At 64.0% G+C, this 23893-nt stretch carries 19 protein-coding genes and 2 pseudogenes; 6 read left to right on the forward strand and 15 right to left on the reverse strand.

All coding sequences use genetic code 11. The annotated features are described in order from the left end of the window. Positions 1-43: 43 nt before the first annotated feature. The 5 genes from E2I15_RS39855 to E2I15_RS19170 form a co-directional block, all read right to left on the reverse strand. Positions 44-550, reverse strand: a complete 507-nt coding sequence (locus tag E2I15_RS39855) for a hypothetical protein (protein ID WP_422109834.1) — start codon at positions 548-550, stop codon at positions 44-46. Positions 551-654: 104 nt separating this feature from the next. Continuing rightward, the gene (locus E2I15_RS19155) at positions 655-1098 is read right to left on the reverse strand and encodes a flagellar export chaperone FliS (protein WP_137478660.1); all 444 of its coding nucleotides are present in this window, start codon (positions 1096-1098) and stop codon (positions 655-657) included. Continuing rightward, positions 1098-2795, reverse strand: coding sequence for a flagellar filament capping protein FliD (fliD, locus tag E2I15_RS19160; protein WP_137478661.1), 1698 nt, complete (start codon positions 2793-2795; stop codon positions 1098-1100). The genes E2I15_RS19155 and fliD overlap by 1 nt, the downstream gene beginning before the upstream one ends. Positions 2796-2858: 63 nt before the next feature. Next, positions 2859-3683: a flagellin gene (locus E2I15_RS19165; protein ID WP_137478662.1), complete on the reverse strand. Its 825-nt coding sequence runs from the start codon at positions 3681-3683 to the stop codon at positions 2859-2861. Between the two features lie 140 nt (positions 3684-3823). After that, complete coding sequence (locus tag E2I15_RS19170) at positions 3824-4525, reverse strand: RNA polymerase sigma factor (protein ID WP_137478663.1); 702 nt, start codon at positions 4523-4525, stop codon at positions 3824-3826. Positions 4526-5189: 664 nt separating this feature from the next. Here E2I15_RS19170 and E2I15_RS19175 point away from each other — a divergent pair. Genes E2I15_RS19175 through E2I15_RS19185 form a run of 3 tightly spaced genes read left to right on the forward strand, consistent with a single transcriptional unit; the run spans position 5190 to position 9719 of the window. Further along, on the forward strand, positions 5190-7538 hold the full coding sequence (locus E2I15_RS19175) for a hypothetical protein (protein WP_338134463.1): 2349 nt from the start codon (positions 5190-5192) through the stop codon (positions 7536-7538). Between the two features lie 58 nt (positions 7539-7596). Further along, on the forward strand, positions 7597-9000 hold the full coding sequence (locus E2I15_RS19180; RefSeq protein ID WP_137478664.1) for a hypothetical protein: 1404 nt from the start codon (positions 7597-7599) through the stop codon (positions 8998-9000). Beyond that, complete coding sequence (locus tag E2I15_RS19185; protein ID WP_137478665.1) at positions 8994-9719, forward strand: formyltransferase family protein; 726 nt, start codon at positions 8994-8996, stop codon at positions 9717-9719. The genes E2I15_RS19180 and E2I15_RS19185 overlap by 7 nt, the downstream gene beginning before the upstream one ends. Before the next feature lie 9 nt (positions 9720-9728). Here the strand turns inward: E2I15_RS19185 and E2I15_RS19190 are convergent, their stop codons facing one another. From E2I15_RS19190 to E2I15_RS19200, 3 genes are all read right to left on the reverse strand, one after another. Beyond that, positions 9729-9950, reverse strand: coding sequence for a hypothetical protein (locus tag E2I15_RS19190; RefSeq protein WP_137478666.1), 222 nt, complete (start codon positions 9948-9950; stop codon positions 9729-9731). 361 nt (positions 9951-10311) lie between these two features. Beyond that, the gene (locus E2I15_RS19195; RefSeq protein WP_137478667.1) at positions 10312-11766 is read right to left on the reverse strand and encodes a short-chain fatty acid transporter; all 1455 of its coding nucleotides are present in this window, start codon (positions 11764-11766) and stop codon (positions 10312-10314) included. Between the two features lie 53 nt (positions 11767-11819). Next, positions 11820-15221, reverse strand: a complete 3402-nt coding sequence (locus E2I15_RS19200; RefSeq protein WP_137478668.1) for a molybdopterin-dependent oxidoreductase — start codon at positions 15219-15221, stop codon at positions 11820-11822. 144 nt (positions 15222-15365) lie between these two features. On the opposite strand from E2I15_RS19200, the gene E2I15_RS19205 reads away from it, so the two are divergent. After that, positions 15366-16043, forward strand: coding sequence for a GntR family transcriptional regulator (locus E2I15_RS19205; protein ID WP_137478669.1), 678 nt, complete (start codon positions 15366-15368; stop codon positions 16041-16043). Positions 16044-16080: 37 nt separating this feature from the next. Here E2I15_RS19205 and E2I15_RS19210 read toward each other — a convergent pair whose 3' ends face one another. From E2I15_RS19210 to E2I15_RS19235, 6 genes and pseudogenes are all read right to left on the reverse strand, one after another. Beyond that, positions 16081-17241: an acyl-CoA dehydrogenase family protein gene (locus E2I15_RS19210; protein WP_137478670.1), complete on the reverse strand. Its 1161-nt coding sequence runs from the start codon at positions 17239-17241 to the stop codon at positions 16081-16083. Between the two features lie 123 nt (positions 17242-17364). Next, positions 17365-18132 carry a crotonase/enoyl-CoA hydratase family protein gene (locus E2I15_RS19215; RefSeq protein WP_129965168.1) on the reverse strand — a complete coding sequence of 256 codons (768 nt, stop codon included), beginning with the start codon at positions 18130-18132 and terminating at the stop codon, positions 17365-17367. A gap of 20 nt (positions 18133-18152) precedes the next feature. Beyond that, positions 18153-18935: an SDR family NAD(P)-dependent oxidoreductase gene (locus E2I15_RS19220; RefSeq protein WP_038383426.1), complete on the reverse strand. Its 783-nt coding sequence runs from the start codon at positions 18933-18935 to the stop codon at positions 18153-18155. Positions 18936-18953: 18 nt separating this feature from the next. After that, positions 18954-20204, reverse strand: coding sequence for an acetyl-CoA C-acetyltransferase (locus E2I15_RS19225; protein WP_137478671.1), 1251 nt, complete (start codon positions 20202-20204; stop codon positions 18954-18956). 216 nt (positions 20205-20420) lie between these two features. After that, positions 20421-20684 (reverse strand): annotated as a pseudogene (locus E2I15_RS39265) (helix-turn-helix domain-containing protein); the annotation flags it as partial. Positions 20685-20687: 3 nt separating this feature from the next. After that, positions 20688-21101: a beta/alpha barrel domain-containing protein gene (locus E2I15_RS19235; protein WP_137478672.1), complete on the reverse strand. Its 414-nt coding sequence runs from the start codon at positions 21099-21101 to the stop codon at positions 20688-20690. Between the two features lie 967 nt (positions 21102-22068). On the opposite strand from E2I15_RS19235, the gene E2I15_RS19240 reads away from it, so the two are divergent. Together E2I15_RS19240 and E2I15_RS19245 are read left to right on the forward strand one after the other, a co-directional pair. Continuing rightward, complete coding sequence (locus E2I15_RS19240) at positions 22069-22425, forward strand: hypothetical protein (RefSeq protein WP_137478673.1); 357 nt, start codon at positions 22069-22071, stop codon at positions 22423-22425. 625 nt (positions 22426-23050) lie between these two features. Continuing rightward, a complete protein-coding gene (locus tag E2I15_RS19245; protein WP_137478674.1) occupies positions 23051-23308 on the forward strand; it encodes a hypothetical protein in 258 nt (85 codons plus the stop codon). Positions 23309-23366: 58 nt separating this feature from the next. On the opposite strand, the pseudogene E2I15_RS19250 reads toward E2I15_RS19245, so the two are convergent. Next, positions 23367-23551 (reverse strand): annotated as a pseudogene (locus tag E2I15_RS19250) (transposase); the annotation flags it as partial. Positions 23552-23893 lie beyond the last annotated feature (342 nt).

Raw genomic sequence — 23893 nt, forward strand, 5'->3', positions numbered from 1 at the left:
CCGCGAAAACACGCGGACAGCCGCAACGGCAATGCGGAGCGCCTTAGAGCGAAAGGCTGATCGGCAGATCCGGCTCGCCGAGCATGAACGCCGGCGGCGTCAATGCGGGCAACAGGCAGAGGGCCAGCAGCAGCGCAGGCAGCACCTTGCCTTGCTCTGCGGATCGGCCCGGTGCCTGTGCATCGTCCGGCTGATCGTCAGCCGGGGCCGGCCCCGAAGCGGGCTTCTGGGGTAATTTCGCCGCTGCGGTCACGATGCGGTCGGCAAGGCCGTGAGGTGCGCGAACCGGCGGCGCCGCGAGCGCGCGGCGTACCGCGCCCGCCTCCTCGTAGAGCATCCGCGCCTCAGCCGAGGATGCAAGGAGCTGGACGGCGGCAAGGCGTTGATCGTCGGGCCAGCGGGACAGATCCTCCCCCAGCCGGTCGATCAGGTCTTCGAATGTCGCAACATCCATCGCGCGCGCAGATCCAGCCTCGTCGCCAAGGCTGTCATAAAGCATTCGCGGGACGGCGGAAATCAATTTCCGCCGCTGTCGCGTCAGGTCCAGCATGGTGCTCGCCGGGCGGCTATTTTCCCCAACCGGGGGCACCCGCCCAGGCCCCTTGCTCCGCCGGCGAAACGCCCTCGCCGGGTGATTCGCTGCCCTGTCCGGGCTCAGCGGCCCGCGGCTGATTCGAGCGTCTTGTCGAGTGCCCTGGCCTTGGCGGCCTTGCCGGCGGTCGCCTCGACGAACTTCCAGGCGTCGCGCAATTCCGCCAGGCTCGCGATGATGCGCCGGAAATTCTCCCTGGCCTGCGGCCGGCCATAGGAGCGCAGGCACGCCATGATCAGGGCGTTATAGGTGCGGTAGAGACGATCGGCCATCGCGCCGCCGCGGGTGAAATCGAGATTGTGGCTCAGCCCGCGCAGGATCGCGGTCGCCCGCGTCAGATAGATGTGCCCTTCCTCGAACCGCTTCGCCTCGTGCGCGTCCAGCGCCTTCTGCAACAGCGTGATCGCACCGTCGCACAGCATCACCACCGCCTTCAGCGGCGGCACCGCCACCGCGGCGGATCGATAGGCATTGTTGGCTTGGTAGGCCGTGGCATTCTGTGTCATCAGTTGCTCGATGCTGCGTCTAGGAGTGCTTTCAGGTAGCCCAGCGTGTTGTTCGCGCTTTCGATGGCCGCCTGGTAATTGGCGTACTGAACCTGCAGCTGAGCCTTGAATGTGGCCGCATTGCTCTGAATGTCGCTGACCTGCGACTGCAGGTCCGTGTCGCGCGACTGCAGGTTCGTGATCAACGTCTGCAGCTGACCGCTGGTGCCGGAACTGGTATGCGCGAGCTGGTAGAGTTGCGTCGCGAGGCCGGACGACGATGTCACCGTGATCGACTGCGAGGTCGAGCCGGTATAAGTAAAGGCCATGCCGGCGTAGATCGTGCCCGAATTGCCGATGATGGTGTTGCCGACCACCGAAAAGCCGGAGCTGTCGCCGCCGATCGAAGCTCCGGTCAGCATACCGGTGGAGTCCACCGTGAGGTCGACCGTGAAGGATTGCGGCGATGTGCCGGTATTGACCACGCTGAGCTGGCTGGACGAAGTGGTAGTCTGCGCCGACAGCAATCGGGTGACGCCGGCGAGATTTTGCGTCAGCACCGTCGACAGCGTGCCGGTATCGAGCTGGAGCTCGTTGTTTTCGTTGAAGGACAGGCCGAGATCGGCCATCGTCATGCTGCCGACCGTCCCGCTGAGCACCTGCTGCAGCTGCGTCATGATATCGCGCATCGTGCTGTCGCCGAACAGCACCGCGCTGGATGCGGCCGTGCCGTCGGAATTCTGCGCCGACTGCGCGATCACCTGGTCGCGAAATGCGTTGTAGTTGGTGACGAAGGTCTGCAGCGCTGACGTGATCTGGCTGGTGTCGGTCTCGATGCTGATGTTCAGGCTGGTGCCGCTCGGTGTCGGCTGCAGCAGGTCGAAAGTGACGCCGGACAGGACGTCGGAAATGTCGTTGGTGTTCCGCGTGAGCGCGATGCCGTCGAGGGTGAATTCCGCGGACTGCGACTTCTGCAGCACGTCGGTGAACGCTCCGGACGTGTCGGTGACGCCGAGCTTGTTCAGGATGTCATCGCCCGACGTCGACGAATAGGTGATGTCAGCGGCGTCCTGCGTCCCTGTCAGCACCATCTCATAGGACCCGCTCGACACCTGGACGATCGAGGCCTGGACATTGGTGGTCGAGGTCTGGGCGTTGATGGTGTCGACGATATCCTGCATCGACATGCCGCTGGTGATCGAGATCGCCGTGCTGGTGCCGCCGGACAGGCCGAGCGAAAAAGTGCCGGAGAGGCCCAGCGCGGTCGAACTGCTCGACTGCGAGGTGCCGATCACCTTCTGCGCGGTCGCGAGCTGGGTGATCTGGAGCGTGTGATCGCCGGTCGCCGAGCCGCTATTGACGCTCATGTTCAGCGCCGACGAGGCGCTGACGTCACCGTTGGACGAGATCGTCGCCGCCCGCGTGGCGAACGCGTTGGTGGCAATCGAATTGATGATCGAGGTGCCGAGCGACGACAACCCGCTTGCCAGCGTCGACAGCTCGGTCTGCAGCGATTGATAGGCGGTGATCTTGGCCTGGTTCGCGGTGATCGTCGTGGTGATCGAGGTCGCCGCTGCGAGCTTGGCATTGACCTCGGCCTCGATCAGGGCATCCCAATCGATGCTGGTCGAATTGGTCGTGCCGGTCGTTGTCACCGTACTGGCAGAACTGGTCGACGTGGTGCCTGATGTGCTCGAGGTGGCGCTGCTAACCGTCATGTCGAAACTTCCGCCGCGATAGGAATCGGGCCGGCATCATGCCGGCCCGACCGGTCTTTCGAATTAGCCGAGCAGCTTCAGCAGATACTGCGGCATCTGGTTCGCCGCGGTTTCCGCCGAAACCGCGGCCTGGGTCTTCACCTCGGCCGAGGACAGCGTCGCCTGCTCGGAGGCGATATCGACGTCCTTGATCGCCGAGTTGGCCGATTGCAGGTTCTGGGTCTGGGTCGAGATCGAGTCGGCGCTGAAGTTGAAGCGGGATTCCTGAGCACCGATCTCGGCGCGTGCGGACGACACCTTGTCGATCGCGGTGTCGAGAGCCGCCATCGCGCTGGTGGCACTCGACAGGCTGGAGACGTCGAGCGACGTCACGGACAGCGACGAGGCCGTGAGGCTCGTCAGCGTGATCGTGATGGTGTCGGCCGAGGTCGATCCGACCAGCACCGAGACGCCCGAGGAGAACACGCTCGAACCATCGAGCAAGCTCTGGCTGCTGTAGCGGGTCCCGCTGGCGATCGAGTCGATTTCGCCCTTGAGCTGCGTGAATTCCGAGTTGATGTAGGCGCGGCTGGAATCGGCCACGGTGCCCGAGGCGGACTCGGAAGCCAGCGACTTCATGCGGGCCAGGATGTCCGAGATGTTGGAGGCGCCGCCATCGGCGGTCTGCAGGATCGAGGTCGCCTGCGCCGCGTTGGTAGCGGCCTGCTGCAGCGTCGTGATGTCGGAGGAGATGCGGGTCGAGATCGCAAGGCCCGCCGCATCGTCGGAGGCCGAAGTGATGCGCGAGCCGCTCGACAGCTTCGACAGCGCGCTGGTTTCCTGCTGCGAGTTGATGTTGAGGTAACGGACCGCGGAGTTCGCGGCGGTGTTGGTGGAGATTGCCGGCATGAGTAGCTCCTGTGATGATGGGGCATGGCATATCGCATCGTGAAGAAGAGAGGTGACGCGGATCCAGCCCCCGTCCGCCCGATCAAACGGATCGGCCGCCGGTGGTCAGGCGCAAAATCTTCAGAAGCCGGAATTTATGGTTAGCAGTCGGTAAACGCGCCGCGCAGGTCGCGCTCGTGCCGCTTCAGCATCTCGCGCAGCTGCTGCCGTCCTCGCTTCAACAGCGACTCCACCGCGGCCACGGTCGTGTCCATGACCTCGGCGATCTCGCCGTTGCTCATGTTCTCGTGATAGGACAGGATCACCGCGACACGCTGCTGCTCGGGCAGCCGCTGCATCGCGACCTCCAGCAGATTGCCGATCTCGTTGCGCTCGATCACGGCGGAAGCATCGAGCTGGGTGTCGGCGACCTCGGGCACGACGTCGACATTCTCGGTGCGCGGCTTGCGGCGCAGATCGATGCAGCGGTTGCTGACGACGCGATAGAGCCAGGTCGAGAACTTGGCGCGGCCATGCTGCCAACGGCCGCGATGCGTCCACACCTTCAGCATCGTGTCCTGCACGACGTCCTCGGCATCGGCCGCGTTGCCGACGATGCGCAACGCGATCGCGTAGGCGCGATCGATATGACGCTCGACCAGAGCACGAAACGCCGTCTCGTCGCCGTCAGCAAGGCGGTCGAGCAATTCCTTGTCTTCGTCGTGAATCTCGACGGTGTCGAGCGGGCCCGCATCGGCAACGGTGGGGACGTTGCTCCACGGAGCAGCCGCTTCGGCCGGCGCAACCGCGGCCGGCGTGGCCTCCACTTCGGCCGGTGCCCTCATATCAAGCGCGTAACTCATCCGCCGCTCTCCAACCAACGCCGCTGGCACACATTCCATGCGGCTTCTGAGCGTTGAACGGAGAGACCTCGCAAACCAGGCGAGCTTTTTTCGTTATTTTTCAAATGCTTAGCTGGATATTTTTGCCGAGCGCCCGGCAAAAGCTGCCGCTGCGCGGAGGCGCAAGGAAAAATTCGACGGAGTTCGGAGCAGTCTTTCGGCATCGCCTCGCATGTCCGCGGAAGAGATCGTCGCGTCGGAAAACGCTGTTGTCACACCAACTAACGCCACGCGAACACATGCATGCGCGGAGCATGCGAGTGATTCATCGCCGTTGGTCGCCATCTTGCACTCGACGATTGCGACTAGGCAATTTTTTCCGAATCACTGTTTCGACGTTATCGGATTTTTTGAATCTGTCAGTCGCGAAGCGCGCGTTTTCGAATCGCGCATCAACTTTTTTGAATCGTCGCGCCTGATTTGTCTCACGCGCGCGTTCAACGCATGAGGACTGGCGGGAATGCGCATGACGATCATGACGGTCGACGCGACGCGTCGAGCGCAGAATATTTCTGCATGTTCATTCGATGTTTTCGATACATTTCTGTTGCGCGCCTGCACGACGCCGGATGGCGTATTTGAAAGGGTTTTTCAGCGTTCCTGCATTGCTGAAAAATTGCCGAACATGTCCGCCAGTTTCGTTCAGCATCGAATCCAGGCGGAGGCGCGGGCGCGCAAGGTATCGCAGGAGCGGTGCGGCTCCACCGAAGTGCGCATCACCGACATCTACAAATACTTTCCGTTCAGGCTGTTCGGCCTGGGCCGCAATGCATTGCAGAATCTCGCTCAACTCGAGTTCGAGACCGAACTCGAGCTGTGCCGCGCCAATCCCGAAATGCTCGAGCAATATCTGGACATGAAGCGCGGCGGTTTTCGCGTCGGCTTCATTTCCGACACTTACTGGAGCACCGACCAGCTCGCGCAGTTGCTGCGTTCCTGCAGTCCCGGGCTGCGCTGGGATTTCCTTTATGCGTCCTGCGATCACGGCAGCAGCAAGAGCGACGCGCTGTTTGGAGCCTATCTCGCCGAGCAAGGCATCGACGCGGCAAACTCGTTCCATGTCGGCGACAACCACGCCGCCGATATCGACGGTGCGCGCCGTCACGGCATCCGCCCGCGCTATTATCCGCAGGCCGGCGCGGCGCTGGCTTCCAAATTTCAGCGCGAGACATCGATCTTCGAATTGCTGTGCCCCGATCAGCCGTCGCGGCTCGATTGCGGCGCCCGCACGCTGCGGCGCGCGGTGACGACGAAGAGCGCGAAGCATTCTCCCGCTTTCGACCTCGGCGTGACCGTGCTCGGCCCGGTGATGGCGGCGTTCGATGCATTCATTGCCGCCCGGCGCGCGGCGCTTGCTCGCAAGGGCGCACGCGTTGCGGTCGGATTTCTCGGCCGCGACGGCCTGCTGCCGCATCGGGTCTGGCAGGCAACCCACGGCGAGACCGGCGCCTATATCGAGATCAATCGTCGCGTCAGCCTGGTCGGGTCGGCCGACACGCTCGAACCGCTCTGTGAGCTGCTGAGCCGGGTCGTCAAGATCGACGCGACGACCTTTGTCGACATCGTCAAGGTGCGACCGCCCGCCGTGATGAAGTTCTTCGCGCAGTATCCTGACGGCATTGCCAGCGGCCGCGAACTCGCCGACGCCCTGCCCGATCTGATGGACCCGAGCGAGATCACCGATATCGCTGCCGGCGTCCGGGCGCGTCTGCTCACCTATCTTCGCGCGCATATCCCGGATTTCGACGGCTGCACCGATCTGATCCTGGTCGACCTCGGCTATTCCGCAAGCGTGCAGAAATCGCTGCGACGAGTTTTCGATCGCGAGGGCATCCACATCCGCCTGCACGGCGCCTATCTGCTGACGCTTGACGATGCCTTCGACGATATCGCCGATGACGACACCGCGGAGGGCCTGGTCTCGGATCGCGTCGTCACTCCTCACGTCAAGCGCATGCTGGTCCGCAACGTCGCCTTGCTGGAGCAGCTGTGCTGTTCCAGGGAAGGATCGGCGCTGGATTATCGCGACGGTGACGTGTTGCGCGAGGGTGATCAGCGCCCGGCCGCCCAGCTAGCGCTGGCGGCCGAGGTGCAATCCGGAACGCTGGCTTATGTTTCGCGCGCTCGCGAGCTGGCACCACGCTACGGATTGCAGCCCGATGCCGATCCCGTGGTCGCGGCGCGCTGGGCCGCCGCCGTGCTCGGACGCCTCCTGCTGCTGCCGGACGACGATGAGCTCACGCTGCTCGGCGGCATCAAGCATGACGTCAATCTCGGCACCCAGACGCTGGCGCCGTTGCTCGATGCCGACTTCGTCAATGATTGCATCATCGCTCGCGGCCTCATGACCGCCTGCACGGCGCCAGCGCCCCCGATGTGGCTGGCGGGCAGCTTTGCCGCCCTCTCGCCGTCGCACGCCTATCTCTACACGCTGTTCGGCGCCAATCGCCTGCCGGCGAATGTGTTCGGCGAAGCACTGTGCGGGACGCTGCAGGTCGGTCTGTTCGATCGGAACGGCCAAGCGTCGCTGGAGGCGGTCAGCGTCTATCATACCGGGCTCGGCGACCTCCGCCTGCGGATACCGCTGTCGCGCCGGATGGCAATCGCGACCATCGCGCTGCCGCTGGCCAAGCTCACCCGCGACGGGATGCTCCACGGCATCACGGTCCAATACGGCGAGAGTGCCGCGAAAGCCGCCGAGAGTTCGAACGTGACAGCAATCGCCGACGGACGGCTCATCGATGCCGGCCTCGAACGGCGCGGCCGTCACTTCCACGCTTCCAGTGACGACGGCATGCTGCTGATGCCGGTCGACGGCTTCGAAGACGACGTCGCCATCTACACGGTCGCGCTGACCGCCCTCCACCATGACCGCATCCTTGCGGTCGCGGACCGTGACGGCAACGGTGCCCCCTCGGCCACACTGACCTGGCGCAGCGTCAAGGGCATGCCGGCAACGAACGACGACGGATGATTTGTCCGCCTGATCCGGCCGCCCCGCACGTAGAAGGCTAACGAGGGGTAGTGCGGGCATGATTTCGGCTGACACGGCGCAAGCGGACGGCTTGCAGACGAACTTCGACCAATTGCTGACGGCGAACGGCATCCGGATGAGCGCGGTGCAGCGCCGGCGGCTTGCTTGGCTGTCGGAGCGGCTCGGACCCGCGGTCGTCCATCAGGCCGGCTCGGTGCCGGCGAGGGACCATGGCGTCATCATCCTCGTCGAGCCGCCGAGCGGCCCCGCCGTCGAGATGCTTTACCGGTCGCTCCGCGCCGACTGCGCGGTCGTCGTCCCCTTCGGCGAGAATCCCGCCTTCGACTTCCTGAAATCCAAGCTGACCGACTTCGGAACGATCGGGCCGAGCTTCGATGGCCCGCATGAGATGTGGTGGGGCGGCCTCAATTGGCGCCCGATCGCGCCCGAACAAGGCTCGAGGTCCGAGGCATCGCTGCGCGTGGTCTCCTGCTACCCCCGCGCTTGCGGCGACGATCGCGCCCGCGCCCTCCGCGACAAACTGACCGAATTCCGGATCGCCTGCGACATCGCTCCGATCGACACCGCAGACGGCGAGCACATGAGCGCGGCCGAGAAATCCGCCTTCATGCTGCGGACGTGGGAGCAGCACCGGGAGCCGCTGCTCTTCATCGAGGCCGACGCAGTCCTCAGCGAGCCGCCACTGCTGCCGTCACACCTTGATTGCGACATCGCGCTCCACAAATGGAACCGGTGGGAAATGTCGGCGCGCACCCTCTATCTCGGCCGCTCGCCCGCCGCCGAAACGGTGCTGCGCAACTGGCACCACATCGCGAGCGCCTATCCCGCGGTCTGGGAAGGCTATTTGCTCGACCAGGCCTGGAGCCTGACATCGTCGCAAATGGCGCTCGACACCATCTGGCTGCCGCGCTCATACCACGCCCCGGCCGAAGATGCCGGCACGCCCCGCCACACCACGGTCGTTCACAACCTGCCCACTGACGGCAGCGATATTGGACCGGACGCCGAATTCGGCATCGCGATGCGGGCCGCGCGGCGCGCCAGCCGCAGCGGCGGCCGTGACGCCATGATCGTGATCCGGTCGCAGGCGGCCTCGAATGAGGCGATCACCGTGATCATGCGCGATATCGCGACCAGCGACGCGCACGAAATGGCTGCCGGCATCGAGGCGGTCACTAGCGCGTTCGCGGCCGATTGCGGCGGGTTCGGCCGGCTCGAGCTCGCACTCTGCCCCTGGCAGGACAATATCCGCGCGGCGAAATCGGCCGCGAAGAGCGCGAACAACCGCATCATCGAGATCGCGCCATGGCAGACATTGCCGGCCGACCTGTTCCGCGCCGTGGGCCAGTCCCGCGATGCCGGCAGCGTCGTCGTGATGGCGGGCAGCGCGGCGGATGAACGGCGGGAAGACAGAGCAAGGGAAGGACAATCGACATCATGAAGACAATCATCCTTCTCACCGGCGTCGCCAGCCAGCAATTCGCGCTCACCGAACTGCTGAAGGCGCACAATCCGGCGCTGTCGTTCCGCTGCGTGGTAACGGCCGACGAGCTCGCCGCGATCGGGCCGGAGGTCTCGCGCGAGGCCCGGCTGTTGGCCTTCACCACTAGCGTCATCGTGCCGGAGCACATTCTGGCGGCGCTCGGCCATGGCGCCTACAATTTCCATCCCGGCCCGCCGCAATATCCCGGCTGGGCGCCGGCGCATTTCGCGCTCTATGACGGTGCCCGCACCTTCGGCGCGACGGCCCATGTGATGGCGGCGCGCGTCGATTCCGGCCCGATCGTCGGAGTCGAGTCCTTCATCGTTCCCGACAGGATCAGCGTGCGCGGGCTCGAACAGATCGCCTATGTGCGGCTTGCCCATCTGTTCTGGCGGATGTCGCGCGATCTCGCCTGCGATCCCACGCCGCTGGCGGAATTGGAGATCGCCTGGTGCGGAATCAAGAGCACCCGGCAGATGTATCGCGAGATGTGTGAGCTTCCCGCCGGCGTCAGCGCCGGCGAGCTGGCGCGCCGGATCCGCGCCTTCCACGACGACTTTCGCGGCATCCCGCTGATCTGCTCGTTGCACGGCATCCGCTTCCAGCTAGCAACGACTGCCACGCAAGCGCCCGAGGCGCCGCAGGTGGTCTCGCCGCCGCTCGCCGCAGCCTCCTGAGAAACCGCCTCAACCGCGCGTCGCACGGCCTCCGACCTCGCGGCGCTGCTGCAAGTGCGCCCTCACCGCACGCTCCGCGGCGCGCGCGGAGCCGAAATAGCCGCCGTCGAGGCCGTCAAAGGCGCGGTCGGAGGAGAAGAAGCAGAAGCCGCTTTTGTCGCTGACGACGATGCCGGCGGTGCGATCCGATACTTCGATGACATAGGCTTGGGACATTTTGGCTTGGGACATGCGTGCTCGATCGCCGAATGACGGCGCTCCTGTCTGATTGTCGGGTGCTTTGATTTATTGAAGCGATCAACAACAGACGCCGGTCGCCGCCGAGACACAGCGATGCTGCATGCGGCTTCGCATGTCGCACATCAAGCTGCGGTGGTCATGTCTCATTGCGGTGGCCTTGAACAACGCGGGATATCGCGCATCAATATCCAGCCGAACCGGGCGGCGGTCAATGAAATGACTGTCCAAAGATGACTGCCCGGCGCGATGGCTCGTTCGCGGCGGGCGGAAAAACAGCACAGTTTTGGTGATGACAGTCGTCGAGCGCTGAATTGGCCGGGCACCGTGCGTCCCGGTGCCCGGCCATGGTCGCTCAGGGCAGGATCGGCGGATGATAGCTGAAGGTCGCCATCAGGATCGCCGCCAGCAGCATCACGATCGGGAAGTGGATGAAGAACTGGACCGAGGTGTAGCCGATCAGGTCCTTCGACTTCAGGCCGAGGATGCCGAGCAGCGGCAGCATCCAGAACGGGTTGATGAAGTTCGGCAGCGTCTCGGCGATGTTGTAGACCATCACCGTCCAGCCGAGATGCGCGCCGATGTCGTTGGCCGCCTTCATGATGTAGGGCGCCTCGATGATCCACTTGCCGCCGGCCGACGGCACGAAGAAGCCGAGCAGCGCCGAATAGATTCCGACCAGGAACGAGAATACGGTGGAATTGCTGGAGGCGCCGACGAACCAGTGTGCGATCGTGTCCGACAGCGTCGTGCCGCTGCCGTTCGGGACCTTGGTCAGGATCTGCGCAATGCCGGCGTAGAACGGAAACTGCAACAGCACGCCGGAGACACTCGGCATCGCCTTCGAAAACGACTCGATGAGGCTGCGCGGACGCCAGTGCAGCACGACGCCGAGGATGAGGAAGACGAAATTATAGGTGTTGAGGCCCGACAGTGTGATCAGGGGATTGCCCGACTGGAACGTCTGCCACAACCAGCCGGCGGCTAGCACGGCGATCAGGATCGTCAGCAGCGGGCTGAACTCCAGCCAATCGCCCGGACGCGCCGGCTTCTTGGCCTCGATGCGATCATCGCCAAGCGCAACGCCGAGGTCTTCCGCCGTCTTCGCCTGTTCGGGCGCAGGCGTCGTGAAATAGCAGATCGCAGCAGAGACCACGGTCACCATCACGACGGTGACCATATTCTGCCAGGTCAGGATGGTTTCCGAGAAACCGATCACGCCGGTGATCGGCAGAAGCGATGCCGGAATGCTGCCGGCATTTGCCTGCAGCTGCGCGGCTGATGACGTGATGCCGAGCGTGAAGCCGCAGCCGAGCCCGAGATAACCGGCGGCGCCGGCCGCCCGGTAGTCGAGCCTGATGTCGGTGCGCCGCGCGATTTCCCGCACCAGAAGACCCGAGAAGATCAGGCTGAGGCCCCAGTTCAGCAGCGACAGAAAGATGCTGAGCACGCCGACAAAGACCACGGCGCCGCGCCCGGTCTTCGGCACGCTGGCGAGCCGCGCCAGCACGGCCGCCACCGGCGGCGACATCGCCACGACATAGCCGCCGATCGCGACCAGCGCCATCTGCATCGTGAAGGGAATCAGGTTCCAGAACCCGTCACCGAACGCGCGGCTGACGGCAAGCGGCGAACCGCCATGCAGGATCGCGCCGATTGCGACCGCAATCACCGCGATCAGGACGACGACGTAGGCATCCGGGAACCAGCGCTCCGCAAACGCCACCAAGGCTTGCGAAAATCGCGCGATGATGTTGTCCGCGACAGGTTTTCGTAAGCTCACGGTTTGATCGTGCGTTGCATTCGTCATCAATCTGATCCCCTTCCGGTAATGCGGTTACAGCCTTCAATCGTGTTTGGTCATCAAAGCGCGAGCGTGAGATCGGTCAGCGGCACGGCCTGGCAGGCGAGGCACTGTCCCTCGCTGCCATCGACAGGGCCGAGATGGATGAACTCCCCATCGACGACCTGAACCGCACAGCTTTCGCATTGCCCGACACGGCAGCCGCTCGGCAGCGCGACACCCGCCGCACTCGCCGCATCAAGCAGCGTCCCCTGCTCGGGTTTCCAGGAAAAGCTCTGCTCGCTGCCCGCAAGCCGGATGGTGCGCGGCGCAAGGTTGCTCGGCACCGACGGCGGCGACACGAAGCTTTCAGCGAAAATGTCGAAGCGCGGCACGCCGAGCGCCGTCACGGCCTCGATCTGCGCCGCAACGAATTCCGGCGAGCCGCAGATGTAGACCAGCGGCCGGCGCGCCAACAACGGCTTGACCTGTCCGAGATCAACCCTCCCCTTGCGCAACGAATGCGAGTCGATCGGGTCCTGCGCGAACGGTGCGGAATAGAACGTCACGCGCTTCAGCCCTGGAATACCGGCTTCCAACTCCGCAAGCCGCTCGGCAAACGGATGCTCCCGGCTGCTGCGGCAGCCGTGCAGCAGCAGGGTTTCGCCAACGCGATCCTGTGGTGCAATCCGTTGCAGCGTTTCGAGATGGCTGATGAACGGCGTGATGCCGATGCCGGCGGCGAGGAAAATCAGCGGCCGCGGCCCCTTCAATGGCGGCGTGAAGATGCCGCCCGGCGGCTCCAGCACAACCTCGTCGCCGACGGCCAGGCGATGCAGACGATCCGGCATGAAGAACGCCGCGTCGCTACTCGGCGCCTCATTGAAGAAACGTCCCTTCACCGCAATCGACAGCGCATGCGGCAGATCACCGGATCCGGTCAGTGAATAGGCCCGTGCCTCCGTCGCGCCGGGCAGCGAGAGCATCACGTGCTGGCCCGGCAGGAAGTCGGGCAGCGGACCGCCGTCAAGCGGCAGCAGGTTGAGCGCGATGACATTATCTGCCTCGGCGCGGCGCGCACCGACCGTGAACCGCCGCTGACCGCTCCACAGGCCTCGACTGGCAACGCCGTCGCGCCTGATATCGCAGACGATCGCGCGCAGCGGGACAGAGCCGCTGACCGGATCGCGCGCATCGTCATGCAGCACGGCGTTGATGTTGCGGGTGTGCTTACCCGCCGTCGCGGAACGCTCGCGGCCGAGCGGCGGACAGTCTTCCCACCAGCCGAATTCGGCGACGACGACCCGATCGTCGAGCGCCGCATTGAGGCGCACCTTCAGGCGCACGGCACCGCCATGCGTCTCCACCACGGCCCAGTCGCCTTCGGCAAGGCCGCGCCGCTCGGCGAGCTGCGGACTGATCTCGACGGCCGGATCGGGCGACTTGCGCCGCAGCGAGGCGACGTGCCGATAAGAGGAGTGAACGAACCAGCCGCTCTTGGCGGTGGAAAGCGCGAGCGGAAAGCGTCCGTCCGGCGCTGCCGTGAGCGGGCTGCCGACCGGCTCGACGTGGTCGGGCAAGGGATCATACCCGTGTCCCAGCATCAGCTCGGAATAGAGCTCGACGCGGCGTGTCGGCGTCGCGAATCCGGCAACTGTTCGGTCTTCGCGCGTCACGGCGTATTTTTCGTCGCGGAAGATCTGCGGGAACCGACGACCCTCGGGATGCGCGCGGAGATCCTCGACACCGATGCCGAGCGGTGCGAGCTGATAGTTCCAGCCGGCCGTGATGTCGCCGCCGAAGAACAATTCGCCCATCCCGAGCTTGAGCGCGAGCGCGGCGGCGATCTCGTAATCGGCCTTCACCTCACCGACCGGCTCGACCATGCGCGGGCGAAACTGCACGGTCTCGACGGCTTCCTGCGTGATCTCGAATCCGATCTTGAGCGCATCGCGCTCCCACGGCGTGCTGGCGGGCAGCACGAAATCGGCGCTCTCCGCGGTCGGGTTCATGAACATGTCGATATGAACCTGGAATTCCAGCGCGTTCAGCGCGGCGCGGTTGCGCTCGGAATGGCCCTGCGAGACGACGAAGTTGGTGCCGAAGGCGACCAGCGCGCGCACCCGGTAGGGCTCGCCGTCGAGCACGGCCCGGCTGAAGTCGCGCGCCGTGATCCAGCCCTTGGCCGGCGGGCCGAGCGGCAGTTCGGCAATGCCCAGCGCCTTCGCCTGCTGCTCCGACGATAGTATGTTGTAGTCGTTGAGAGCACGGGTCGGCGGCGGCACCGGCCAGCGATTGCCGCCGGGCCGATCGCAAGCACCGGTCAGCGCATACAACGTTGCAATCGTGCGCTCGATCGCGGTCGCGTTGGTGTGCTGGCCGACGCCGGTCCAGGAATGATAGGCGAGCCGTGGCCGTCGAGCGAGCAGCCTGTTGAACGCGTCGACGTCCTCGACAGGAAGCCAGGTCAGCTCCGCGACGTGCGCCGGCGTGTAAGGCGCGGCCCGCTCGACAAGCAGTTCGAACGCAGTTGCCGCCGCTATCATCCGGCCGCCGCGTGTGCGGACCTGCAGCGCGCCACGCAGCTGGCCACAGCTCTGCGGCGCGTAGCGGGTGTCGCAAGGTACCGGCGCGCCCGACGCATCGAGACGAACGAAAGCCTCCGGTGCGCCATCCGGCCACAACGCGTCGGCGCGCAGGAAGCGTCCCGTCGCACGATCGACCAGGAGCGATCCATTGGTCCATGCATTGACGAAATCCGCATCGAAGCTGCCGGTTGCGATGAGGTGACGGATCGCCCCCATCGCGAGCGCACCGTCGGCGCCCGGGCGAATGCGCAGCCAGAGATCGGCCTGCTGCCCCGAGCCGTTCGGCTTGGGATCGACCACCACGACCTTGGCGCCGCGCCGCCGCGCGTCGGCGATCCGCGTTGCCTGGGCGAGCCAGGTGCGCGCCGGATTGTGGCCCCACAGGATAATCGCATCGGCATTGTCGTAGTCGGGAAAGCCGATGCCGCGGCCGAAGGTCAGCGCGTGCGCATAGTCCTTGTGCCAGCCGCAGATCTCGACCGCATAGATCAGGTTCGGGCTGCCGAAGCCGCGGATGAAACGCTCGACCCACTCGAAACTGTCGACCATCGGCGTGCCGCTCGGCGTGGTGACGCCGAACGCCACCGCCTCGGCGCCGCTCTCGGCCCGGATCGTACCGAGCCGCGCCGCGATCTCGGTCAACGCCTCGTCCCACGACACCTCGACCCAGCCCGGATCGGCGGCATCGCGCGGCTGGGTTCGCTTGAGCGGGACGGTCAGGCGGCGCGGGCTGGCGACGATTTCGGGCGCCGCCCTGCCCTTGGCGCAAAGCGCGCCGCCGGTCGGGTGGTTATTCAATACCTCTACGCCGACGAGACGCCCGTCCTCGACCACGGTGACGGCACCGCATCGCGAGCGACAAAGCGTGCAATAGCCGGGTAGCCGCTGTTTCACCGCCGTCTCACCTATCCCGTCGGGCCATGTGGCGCATTTTTGTAATGCGTTACACATTTACGTCATACGCTACCGGCGGCGTCAAGGCTAAGTAATAATCAGCGACGAATCGGAGTTCCCAGCGAGAGGCGGCGACGACCACCGATGGACCAGAATTTGCGAGAACAGGTGCTGCAGCGGGTGCGGGCCGAGATCATTTCCGGGCAGAGTCTTCCGGGCACGATGTATTCGGTGCCGTCTCTCGCCGCGAGCCTCGGCGTCTCCTCGACGCCGGTCCGCGAAGCACTGCTCGAGCTCAGCCGCGGCGGCCTGGTCGAGCCGATGCGCAACCGCGGTTTCAAGGTGGTCGAGCCGACGCTGACCGAGTTGCGCAACCTGTTCGACCTACGCGAGGTGCTCGAGCTGCACGCCGCCGTGCTGGTCGCCGCCAATCCGCCGAAGGATCTGGCAGTCGTGCGCGGCTGGGCCGACCAGATCGCCAGGGCCGTCGAGACCGACGACGTCCAGCTCTATCTGGAAGCCGACCGCAACTATCACCGCGAGTTCATCGCGGCCGCCGGCAACGACCTACTGACCGACACGGTGATGGGCCTGCGCGACAAGATGCGGCTCTACGGCATCAGCTCCCGCGCCGGCCACGAGCGGCAGCAAGCGTCAGTGCCCGAGCACTACCGGTTGATCGAGCTCGCGCTCGCCGGCGAGACCGAGGCGCTGACCGCCCTGCTCCGCACGCACATCCGCTCCTGGGAGCCGATCTTCGTCGATGCATTGCTGCGCTCGAAGGAACATGCGCGCGAGCCACTGCGGCAGGCCCGCGGCTGACGCGGAGCGGAGGCAGCAAAGCGGTCGTGGTGACCGGCTAGTCCAGAATGCTCTTGTAGTGCTCCGAGAAGACATCGCGGCCGATAATCAGCCGCATCACCTCGGAGCTTCCAGCGAGGATTCGATTGACGCGCGCGTCGGTAAACATCCGACTGATCGGATATTCATCCATGTAACCTGCGCCGCCGTGCAACTGGACGCCAAGATCGAGCATCTTCCACTCGACCTCCGACGACATCATCTTGGCCTTGGCGCCCATGTTGCTGGTCAGGCGACCGGCATTGTGCTCGGCCACGCAGTGATCGACATAGACCTGCACGAGATCGATTTCGGCATCCATCTCCGCCATGCGGAACTGGGTGTTCTGCTGTTCGGCGAGCGGACGGCCGAACAGTTTGCGGTCCATCACGTAAGTGCGCGTGATGTCGAACGCCTTGCGGCCATTGGCGATCGATCCGACCGCGGAGATCAGCCGCTCCTCAGCAAGGCCTTCCATCAGATAGTAGAAGCCCCTGCCGGGTTCTCCCAGCACGTTGGCCTTGGGCACCTTCACATTGTTGAAGAACAGTTCGGCAGTGTCCTGCGCCGGCATGCCCATCTTCTTGAGATTGCGGCCGCGCTCAAAACCTTCCATGCCGCGCTCGACGATCAGGAGCACCATGGCATGTTTCTTCTCGGCGCCCGCGAGCTTTGCGGCCACGATCACCACGTCGGAATTGATGCCGTTGGAAATATAGGTCTTCGAGCCATTGAGCAGGAAATGATCGCCCTTGTCTTCCGCCGTCGTCCGCATGCCAGCGAGGTCCGAGCCCGCGCCGGGCTCGGTCATCGCGATGGCCAGGATGGTCTCGCCGCTGACGCATTTCGGCAGGAATCGGCCGCGCTGCTCCTCGGTGCCGAAGCGCTTGAAATAGGATCCGACCAGTCGGCTGTGCAGCGTGTTGAACCAGCCCTTGCAGCCCGAGCGCGCGGTCTCCTCGATGATGATCTGCTCATAGCGGAAGTCCTCGTCGCCCATTCCGCCATATTTTTCCTCGGGCCAGATCATCAGGAAGCCGAGGTCGCCGGCCTTCTTGAACGCGCTGCGGTCGACGATGCCGGCCTCCCGCCATTCCTCCATATGGGGCGCAATCTCGCTGGCGAGAAACTTGCGGTAGGAGTCGCGGAAGATGACCTGGTCTTCGGTAAAGCTGCGCATCATTCACCCAATAGCGCTGTCATGGAAGCCCACCGGCGTGCGGCGAGGCACCGGTACAAAAAATTGGAGCGTCGGTTCTGCTGCAATCAAAACCGACGCTCCGTCATCAAAACAGGCGATGCCCTACTTGCCCTTCCAATTCGGTGGGCGTTTTTCTGCAAAGGCAGCCGCGCCCTCGCGGGCATCCTCGGATACGAAGACAGGACCGACGATCTCCTGCTGCCTCTTCCACATCTCATCTTCCGGCCAGAGACGGGATTCGACGATCACCTGCTTGGATGCCTTCACGGCGAGCGGGCCGTTGGCGCCGATCGCGGCGGCAAGCTCGAGCGCGGCGTCGAGCGCCGGGCCGTCGGTCACGCGATTGATGATGCCGAGTTGATAGGCACGCTCCGCGCCGAAGAACTCGCCCGTCAATGCGAACTCCATCGCCACACGGAACGGCATCTGGCGCGGCATGCGGATCAGGCCGCCCGCCGCAGCTGCCAGCCCGCGCTTCACCTCGGGGATCCCGAACTTGGCGTTGCGGTTGGCGACGATCATGTCGCACGACAGCGCGATCTCCATCCCGCCGGCGAGCGCGTAGCCGTCGACAGCCGCGATCAGCGGCTTCTTCGGTGGCGCCTCGGTGAGGCCGGCGAAGCCGCGGCCGGGGATCGATGGCCGCTCGCCCTTCAGGAACCCCTTGAGGTCCATGCCCGAGCAGAATGTGCCGCCGGCGCCGGTGATGATGCCGACGCTCAAGGCATCGTCGGCGTCGAGCCGGTCGATCGCCGCGGCCACGCCCTTGGAGAGGGCAAGGTTGGCCGCGTTCTTGGCTTCCGGCCGGTTCAGGGTGATGATCAGGATCGGTCCGCGGACTTCAGTGAGGACCGGAGTTTCTTCGGACATCGCTTTCGTCTCCTGATCGCTTACCGCGGGGCCATGCGGATGGCGCCGTCGAGACGGACGTCTTCACCGTTGAAGTAGCCGTTGGTGATCATGGTCAGCGCCAGCTGCGCATATTCCTCCGGCATGCCGAGACGCTTCGGGAACGGCACCGACGCGCTGAGCGCGGCCTTGACGTTCTCCGGCGCGCCCTGCAGCAGCGGGGTGTTGAAGATGCCCGGCAGGATGGTGTTGACGCGGATGCCTTCGGCCATCAGGTCGCGCGCGATCGGCAGGGTCATGCCGACCACGCCAGCCTTCGAGGCCGAATAGGCCGCCTGCCCCATCTGGCCATCCTCGGCCGCGACCGAGGCTGTATTGACGACCGCACCGCGCTCGCCGTGCTCCAGCGGGGCCAGCGACAGCATGCCCTGCGCCGACTTGGCGATGCAACGGAACGTGCCGACGAGATTGATCTGGATGATGCGGTTGAAGGCGTCGATCGGGAAGTGGGTGGGCTCGCCGGTCTTCTTGTCGCGGCCCGCGGTCTTCACCGCGTTGCCCGTGCCGGCGCAGTTCACCAGGATGCGCTCCTGGCCATGCGCCGCGCGGGCCTTGGCGAAGCCCGCATCGACCTGCTCGTCCGAGGTGACGTCGACCTTGCAGAACACACCGCCGATTTCCTTGGCGATGGCCTCACCTTTCTCTTCGTTGAAGTCGAAGATCGCGACCTTCACGCCTTGCGCAGCGAGCGCGCGCGAGGTGGCGGCACCAAGGCCGGAAGCGCCGCCGGTGACGACCGCGGCGACCGATGAATCGAGTTTCATGGCAATATCCTTTCGCGATCAGATGCGTTCGATGATGATGGCCGGTGCCATGCCGCCGGCGGCACACATGGTGACCAGACCATAGCGTCCGCCGCTGCGCTCGAGTTCGTCGAGCGCCGTGCCGATCAGGATCGATCCGGTCGCGCCGATCGGGTGGCCGAGCGCGATCGAGCCGCCATTGATGTTGACCTTCTCGCGATCGAGCTCGAGATCGCGGATGAATTTCTCGGCGACGACCGCGAAGGCCTCGTTGATCTCCCAGACGTCGATGTCGTCCTTGGTCAGGCCGGCCTTGGCAAGAACCTTCTTGGCCGCCGGAACCGGCGCGTTGAGCATCAGCGTCGGGTCGTCACCCTGGTTGGCATAGGCCACGATGCGGCCGCGCGGCTTGAGGCCGTGCTTCTCGGCATATGCCTTCGACGTGATCAGCACCGCGGCGGCGCCGTCCACCACGCCCGAGCTGTTGCCGGCATGATGCACGCCCTTCCACTCGAGGTCCGGGTAGCGGCGCTGGATCTGCTTCTTGAACGTCGTGCCGTTGCCGAGGTCGAAATCGGCAAGCTGCTCGAAGCTCGGCTTCAGCGAAGCCAGTCCTTCGGCAGTGGTTTCCGGGCGCGGGAATTCTTCGCGATCGAGGGCAACGCTGCCGTCGTCGTTGAGGACGGGGATCACCGATTTGGCGAAGCGGCCTTCATCGATGGCCCGCTTGGCGCGCTGCTGGCTCGTCAGCGCCAGGGCATCGCAGGCCTCGCGGCTGATCCCCTCGCGCGTCGCGATGGCGTCGCCGCACACGCCCTGGTGCGACTGCGGGTGAATCTCGTCGAGCGCCGCATTACCCGAACCCATCATCCGCGCCGGCTGCCCGGCCTTGGAGCGCTCGGCTGCGAGGGTCTGTTGATAGCTCATCATCTCGGTGCCGCCGGCGATGACGCAATCCTCCATCCCCGACATCACGGACGCTGCCGCGAGGTTCACCGACGTGATGCCGCCGCCGCAGAAACGATCCAGCGTCGTGCCGCTGGCGTTGATGTCGTAGCCCGCCGCGAGCGCCGACATGCGTCCGAGATCGCCGCCCTGCTTGCCTTCCTGGGTCGATGTCGACCAGATGATGTCGTCGACGGTCGACGTGTCGAGCTTGTTGCGCTCCTTGAGCGCGCCGAGCACCGTCGCGGCCAGATGCTGCGGATGCAGGTGCGACAGCGCCCCCTTGCCCGGCTTGCCGATGCCCCGCGGCGTGCGAACAGCGTCAATGATGTATGCTTCAGACATGCGTTTCCCTTTGCTTCGGATGTTTCGTTAGCTTGCGCTTGTGCCGATGGTCCCAACCGTTTCCGCGACGCATCAACGGTGTGGAGTCACCGCAAGCGGCTCGGCAATCGAGTTGCGCTGATCTTCGAAGTACCCGAAGCGCGGCACCTGCCGGAGCTGCTGCTCGTCGGCGCAGACAGGCTTATCGCAACCCTGCGCAAACAACGGCGCGCCGGCTGCGGCGGCGTGGGGACCGAGAGCATATTTCTGCTCTTGCGGCAGATAGATCAGCTGACCGATCTGGGTAAGCGTCAGGGTGAGACGCGACACCGTCGATCGGGGAAGACCACAGCGATCGGCGATTTCGCGATTTCCCAGGCGTATGCTTCGACCTTCGAAGCAACGCACGATGTCGAATGCGCGCGATACCACCTGGATCACGCGCCGGTTGTCCGTGCCGGCGGTCTCTTGTGCCATCAGTACCTCAGATCGACGTCCCATCGTTTACGCCTCAATCCTCATTTTCCATACGGGTGAACAAAGCCCACTCTGCTTCGAGCGGCCGACGCCGATCCGCGACATCACGCCCGGGCGCGCAACGCTCGCGTGCGCGAACTGATGTGCGGGATTTGGCGGCAGGGGTCCGCGGCGCGCACCGCGTGGGCGATTGCAGCGGTGCTGCGCAGCTTGTTCCGGGGTCGACGGTCTGACGCGATGGCCGGTCGCTCCGGCGTTCGGTCCACCCGCCGTGATCACACCGACGCTGTGCTCGGCGGAGCGTGCGGCCTGCTCGCCAAGGTCATTCTCAGCCTCCTCGACGCCGCTGCGCACGGAATGCACGAACTCCTGGTTTTCCAGCCGGGTGAAGCCGCGACCGCGCGGGGCAAGCAGCTTCGGATGTCTTCGGCCGGCCAGCATCAGGCGGATTCTTTCCCTAGGGTTTCGAGCTTTAATTAATTGATTAATTAGTCAGGTGATTAAAGTGGGCGCCCTCCGGTGTCAACCGCGCTCGCCGCAGGGCGCCCCGCGTTCCGCCCGCACCTTCACCCCACGCCTGTCAGCGCAGTGAGCGCGGATCCGTCGTGGTGAACTTGGTCAAATGCAGACCGCTGCCGAACGGCGATCGAAATTCCGCGCGCGATAGCGGACATGCGCAAGCATAAGTGCGGGGATCAGGAAGCGGCGTGAGGAAGCAGGCAATAGCGGGTGTCGGAATAGACGCGGCCGCTGGCCGGGATGGCCGTTACGAGGGCGAACCTAAGCTATGAAAGCTTGGTGGGCGCACGAGGGCTCGAACCTGGGACCCGCTGATTAAGAGGCGAATGATTTCACTACAGAATCAATGCCCGTTCCGACACACGCGCCGCCAAACCTGCGTGGAACTTGCAATTGGATTGTGTTCCATTCGAGTAGCAGAATAGCAAAGTCCTGCAGCTCCGACGAGCTGAATGGAGGCAATGTCGGGGGTTCGAGTCAGGGGAGCGCTGCGTACCCCGACCGCAGTCCGCCGAGTTTATGGCGCCGTAGCCTAGCGCGCGAGCGGCTGGTGGCGCGTTGCCCAATTTCGCGATCCTGAGACAGAATCGCTGGTCCATGCATCCATTGAAATAAAATTTGATGGGATAAGTCCAAAAGACGACTTGATCCTTCATCCTCCTTTAATCTTCCGGTCCCCTCCACGATCGAATGGGTAAGAAGTGATGACCGATCAACAACTTGCTGTTCAGGCCGTAAGCGAGGCCCAACGCATACTGAACGAATACCTTCAGCCCCGCCCCCACGACAATGAGCGCATTCTCGACAGGTTGGTGGAGGTTCTCGAGCGGCCCGATCTGGTAGTTGCCGTGAGTCGATTGCAGCAACGAAGTAATCTCTGAGTGCTCAGATGACGAAACAATTTCCATTAATTCCTTTAGCGGCTTGCATCACTTCGTTTTTATTAATTGGAATACCAAGCACGCAGGCGAAGCAGCGATGCAACGCCGCGATGCCACCAAATCCGCGCGAGTATTGGTCCTGGCGCTTCATCGACGGACGAAAATGCTGGTACGAAGGCAAGCCCATGCTCTCGAAATCATTATTGGAATGGCCTGTGCAGATTTCGACGCAGCCCCATCCCAGCGAAGAGCTTGCAAGCGCCCTCGTAGAGAAAGCTGGCGATCCGATGGGTTCAGAAGAATGGACGCCGACTCACCCGAATACTTTCGATGCCATGTGGCGCACCAGGGTTGAACAGCGGTAGACCTTGACCTTAGAACTAGGCGAGACTGCGTTTGCCGTCTTTGCTAAAGCTACACTTAGCAATTCGCAAAGCGGGTAATGTCGGTGCTGTTCTCGCCTTGCCCCTTGTGGGAGAAGGCCACACGTATTACGCGCGTAAATAAAGGGTGTCGCTGGTATCCCTGCGGCTCCCTGTTGGCCCAGGCGACCGACGCAGCCTCACGGCGAACTTCGCCACGCAATAGCAGGTACGATAGTGGTCGGACCGGCGCAATGGATGCCGGGGCATCGTTTGCTGACCCGATCAACTTGCTATCTCGGTACGCTGTCCGCCACCGATGTTAGAGCGTCCTTGTGAATAGCCGGCAGCAGCAACCAGTCCTCATTTTAAGTAAGCAATTGCCAACAGATCAACGCCGCGCCGACAACGCCGAAAAAACGAGCCCAAGCGCGTGACGCAGACAGAAGCCGGACGCAACCTGGAGCTGATGTGGTTGTTGGGCCGCTCGCTCCCGACCACAGGACGATCGCAGACTTCCGCAAGGACGACGGCCTGTCGCTTCGCAAGGATTGTGCACGTTTCGTCGAACTTTGCCGTGAGATGGGGCTTGCCGCAGCGACGTCGATAAAACTATGTGGAGGGTAAAATGGCCCTGCACTTCAGCCACGTCGGCACTGGCGATCTGGAGATGTGGATCGCAAACAGCGACGACTATTCATTCGTAATCAGCAACGAGAGCCGAAGTGGACCCGGATTGCATGGAGAGCCGGGCTTTGCTGCGTCATATCGCCCCGACTTTCTGAACATGCCCGCGGCTCAAGTGTCCGGATCGCCCTTCAGCACATTCGTTGAAGCCGAGCGGGCCTGTAATGCTTTCCTTAATCGTCTAATTATCAAGGGATAATGCTCCTATAAGGCGCGCGCAGATTGAGACACGCGTGATGTCCGGAACAGGAAATTCCGCCCGTCGACAGGACGTAGAGGATCGCCTGTACGATCTCGCGCAAATCGACTGCCCGCGGTCTCCCCAGCCGCCGGGGCGGCGGCATCTGTCGGGCATCAGCGCCCACTCCCGATCGGTCAGGTCGCTTGTGTAGCGCAGCCCATTGCGCTGATACTCGACGCGAGTGATTTCGGTCCGCGGCATCGTGCCCTCCCTCGAATCTTCGCAAATCCGAAGGAATCACAGCCAACCGAAATCACTCACTGCTTTTTCACTCAGGCTCTCAGGTAGTCGATCATTGTCAGGCAGTGTCGCGCGCAATCGAGCTCGACAAACTGTGCCCGCGGCAAATGCTCGCTGGCAGGCCTTGATTGCTTTATCAAAGTCGAATTCCTTCTCCGCTCGTGCCCCTACATGAAAAACAGCTACTTCTTAGGCTTCTTCTCGACACCGCTGCATGTAGCGATCCGATCAACATGGCAAGACTGACGACTCCGTCAGTGCGGTTGGTAGCCTTGAACATCCGCCGTCCGGTTCGGTTGGGAT

It is taken from the genome of Bradyrhizobium sp. BR2003 (genome assembly GCF_009720285.1).
In the GTDB taxonomy this organism is placed as follows: Bacteria; Pseudomonadota; Alphaproteobacteria; order Rhizobiales; family Xanthobacteraceae; genus Bradyrhizobium; species Bradyrhizobium elkanii.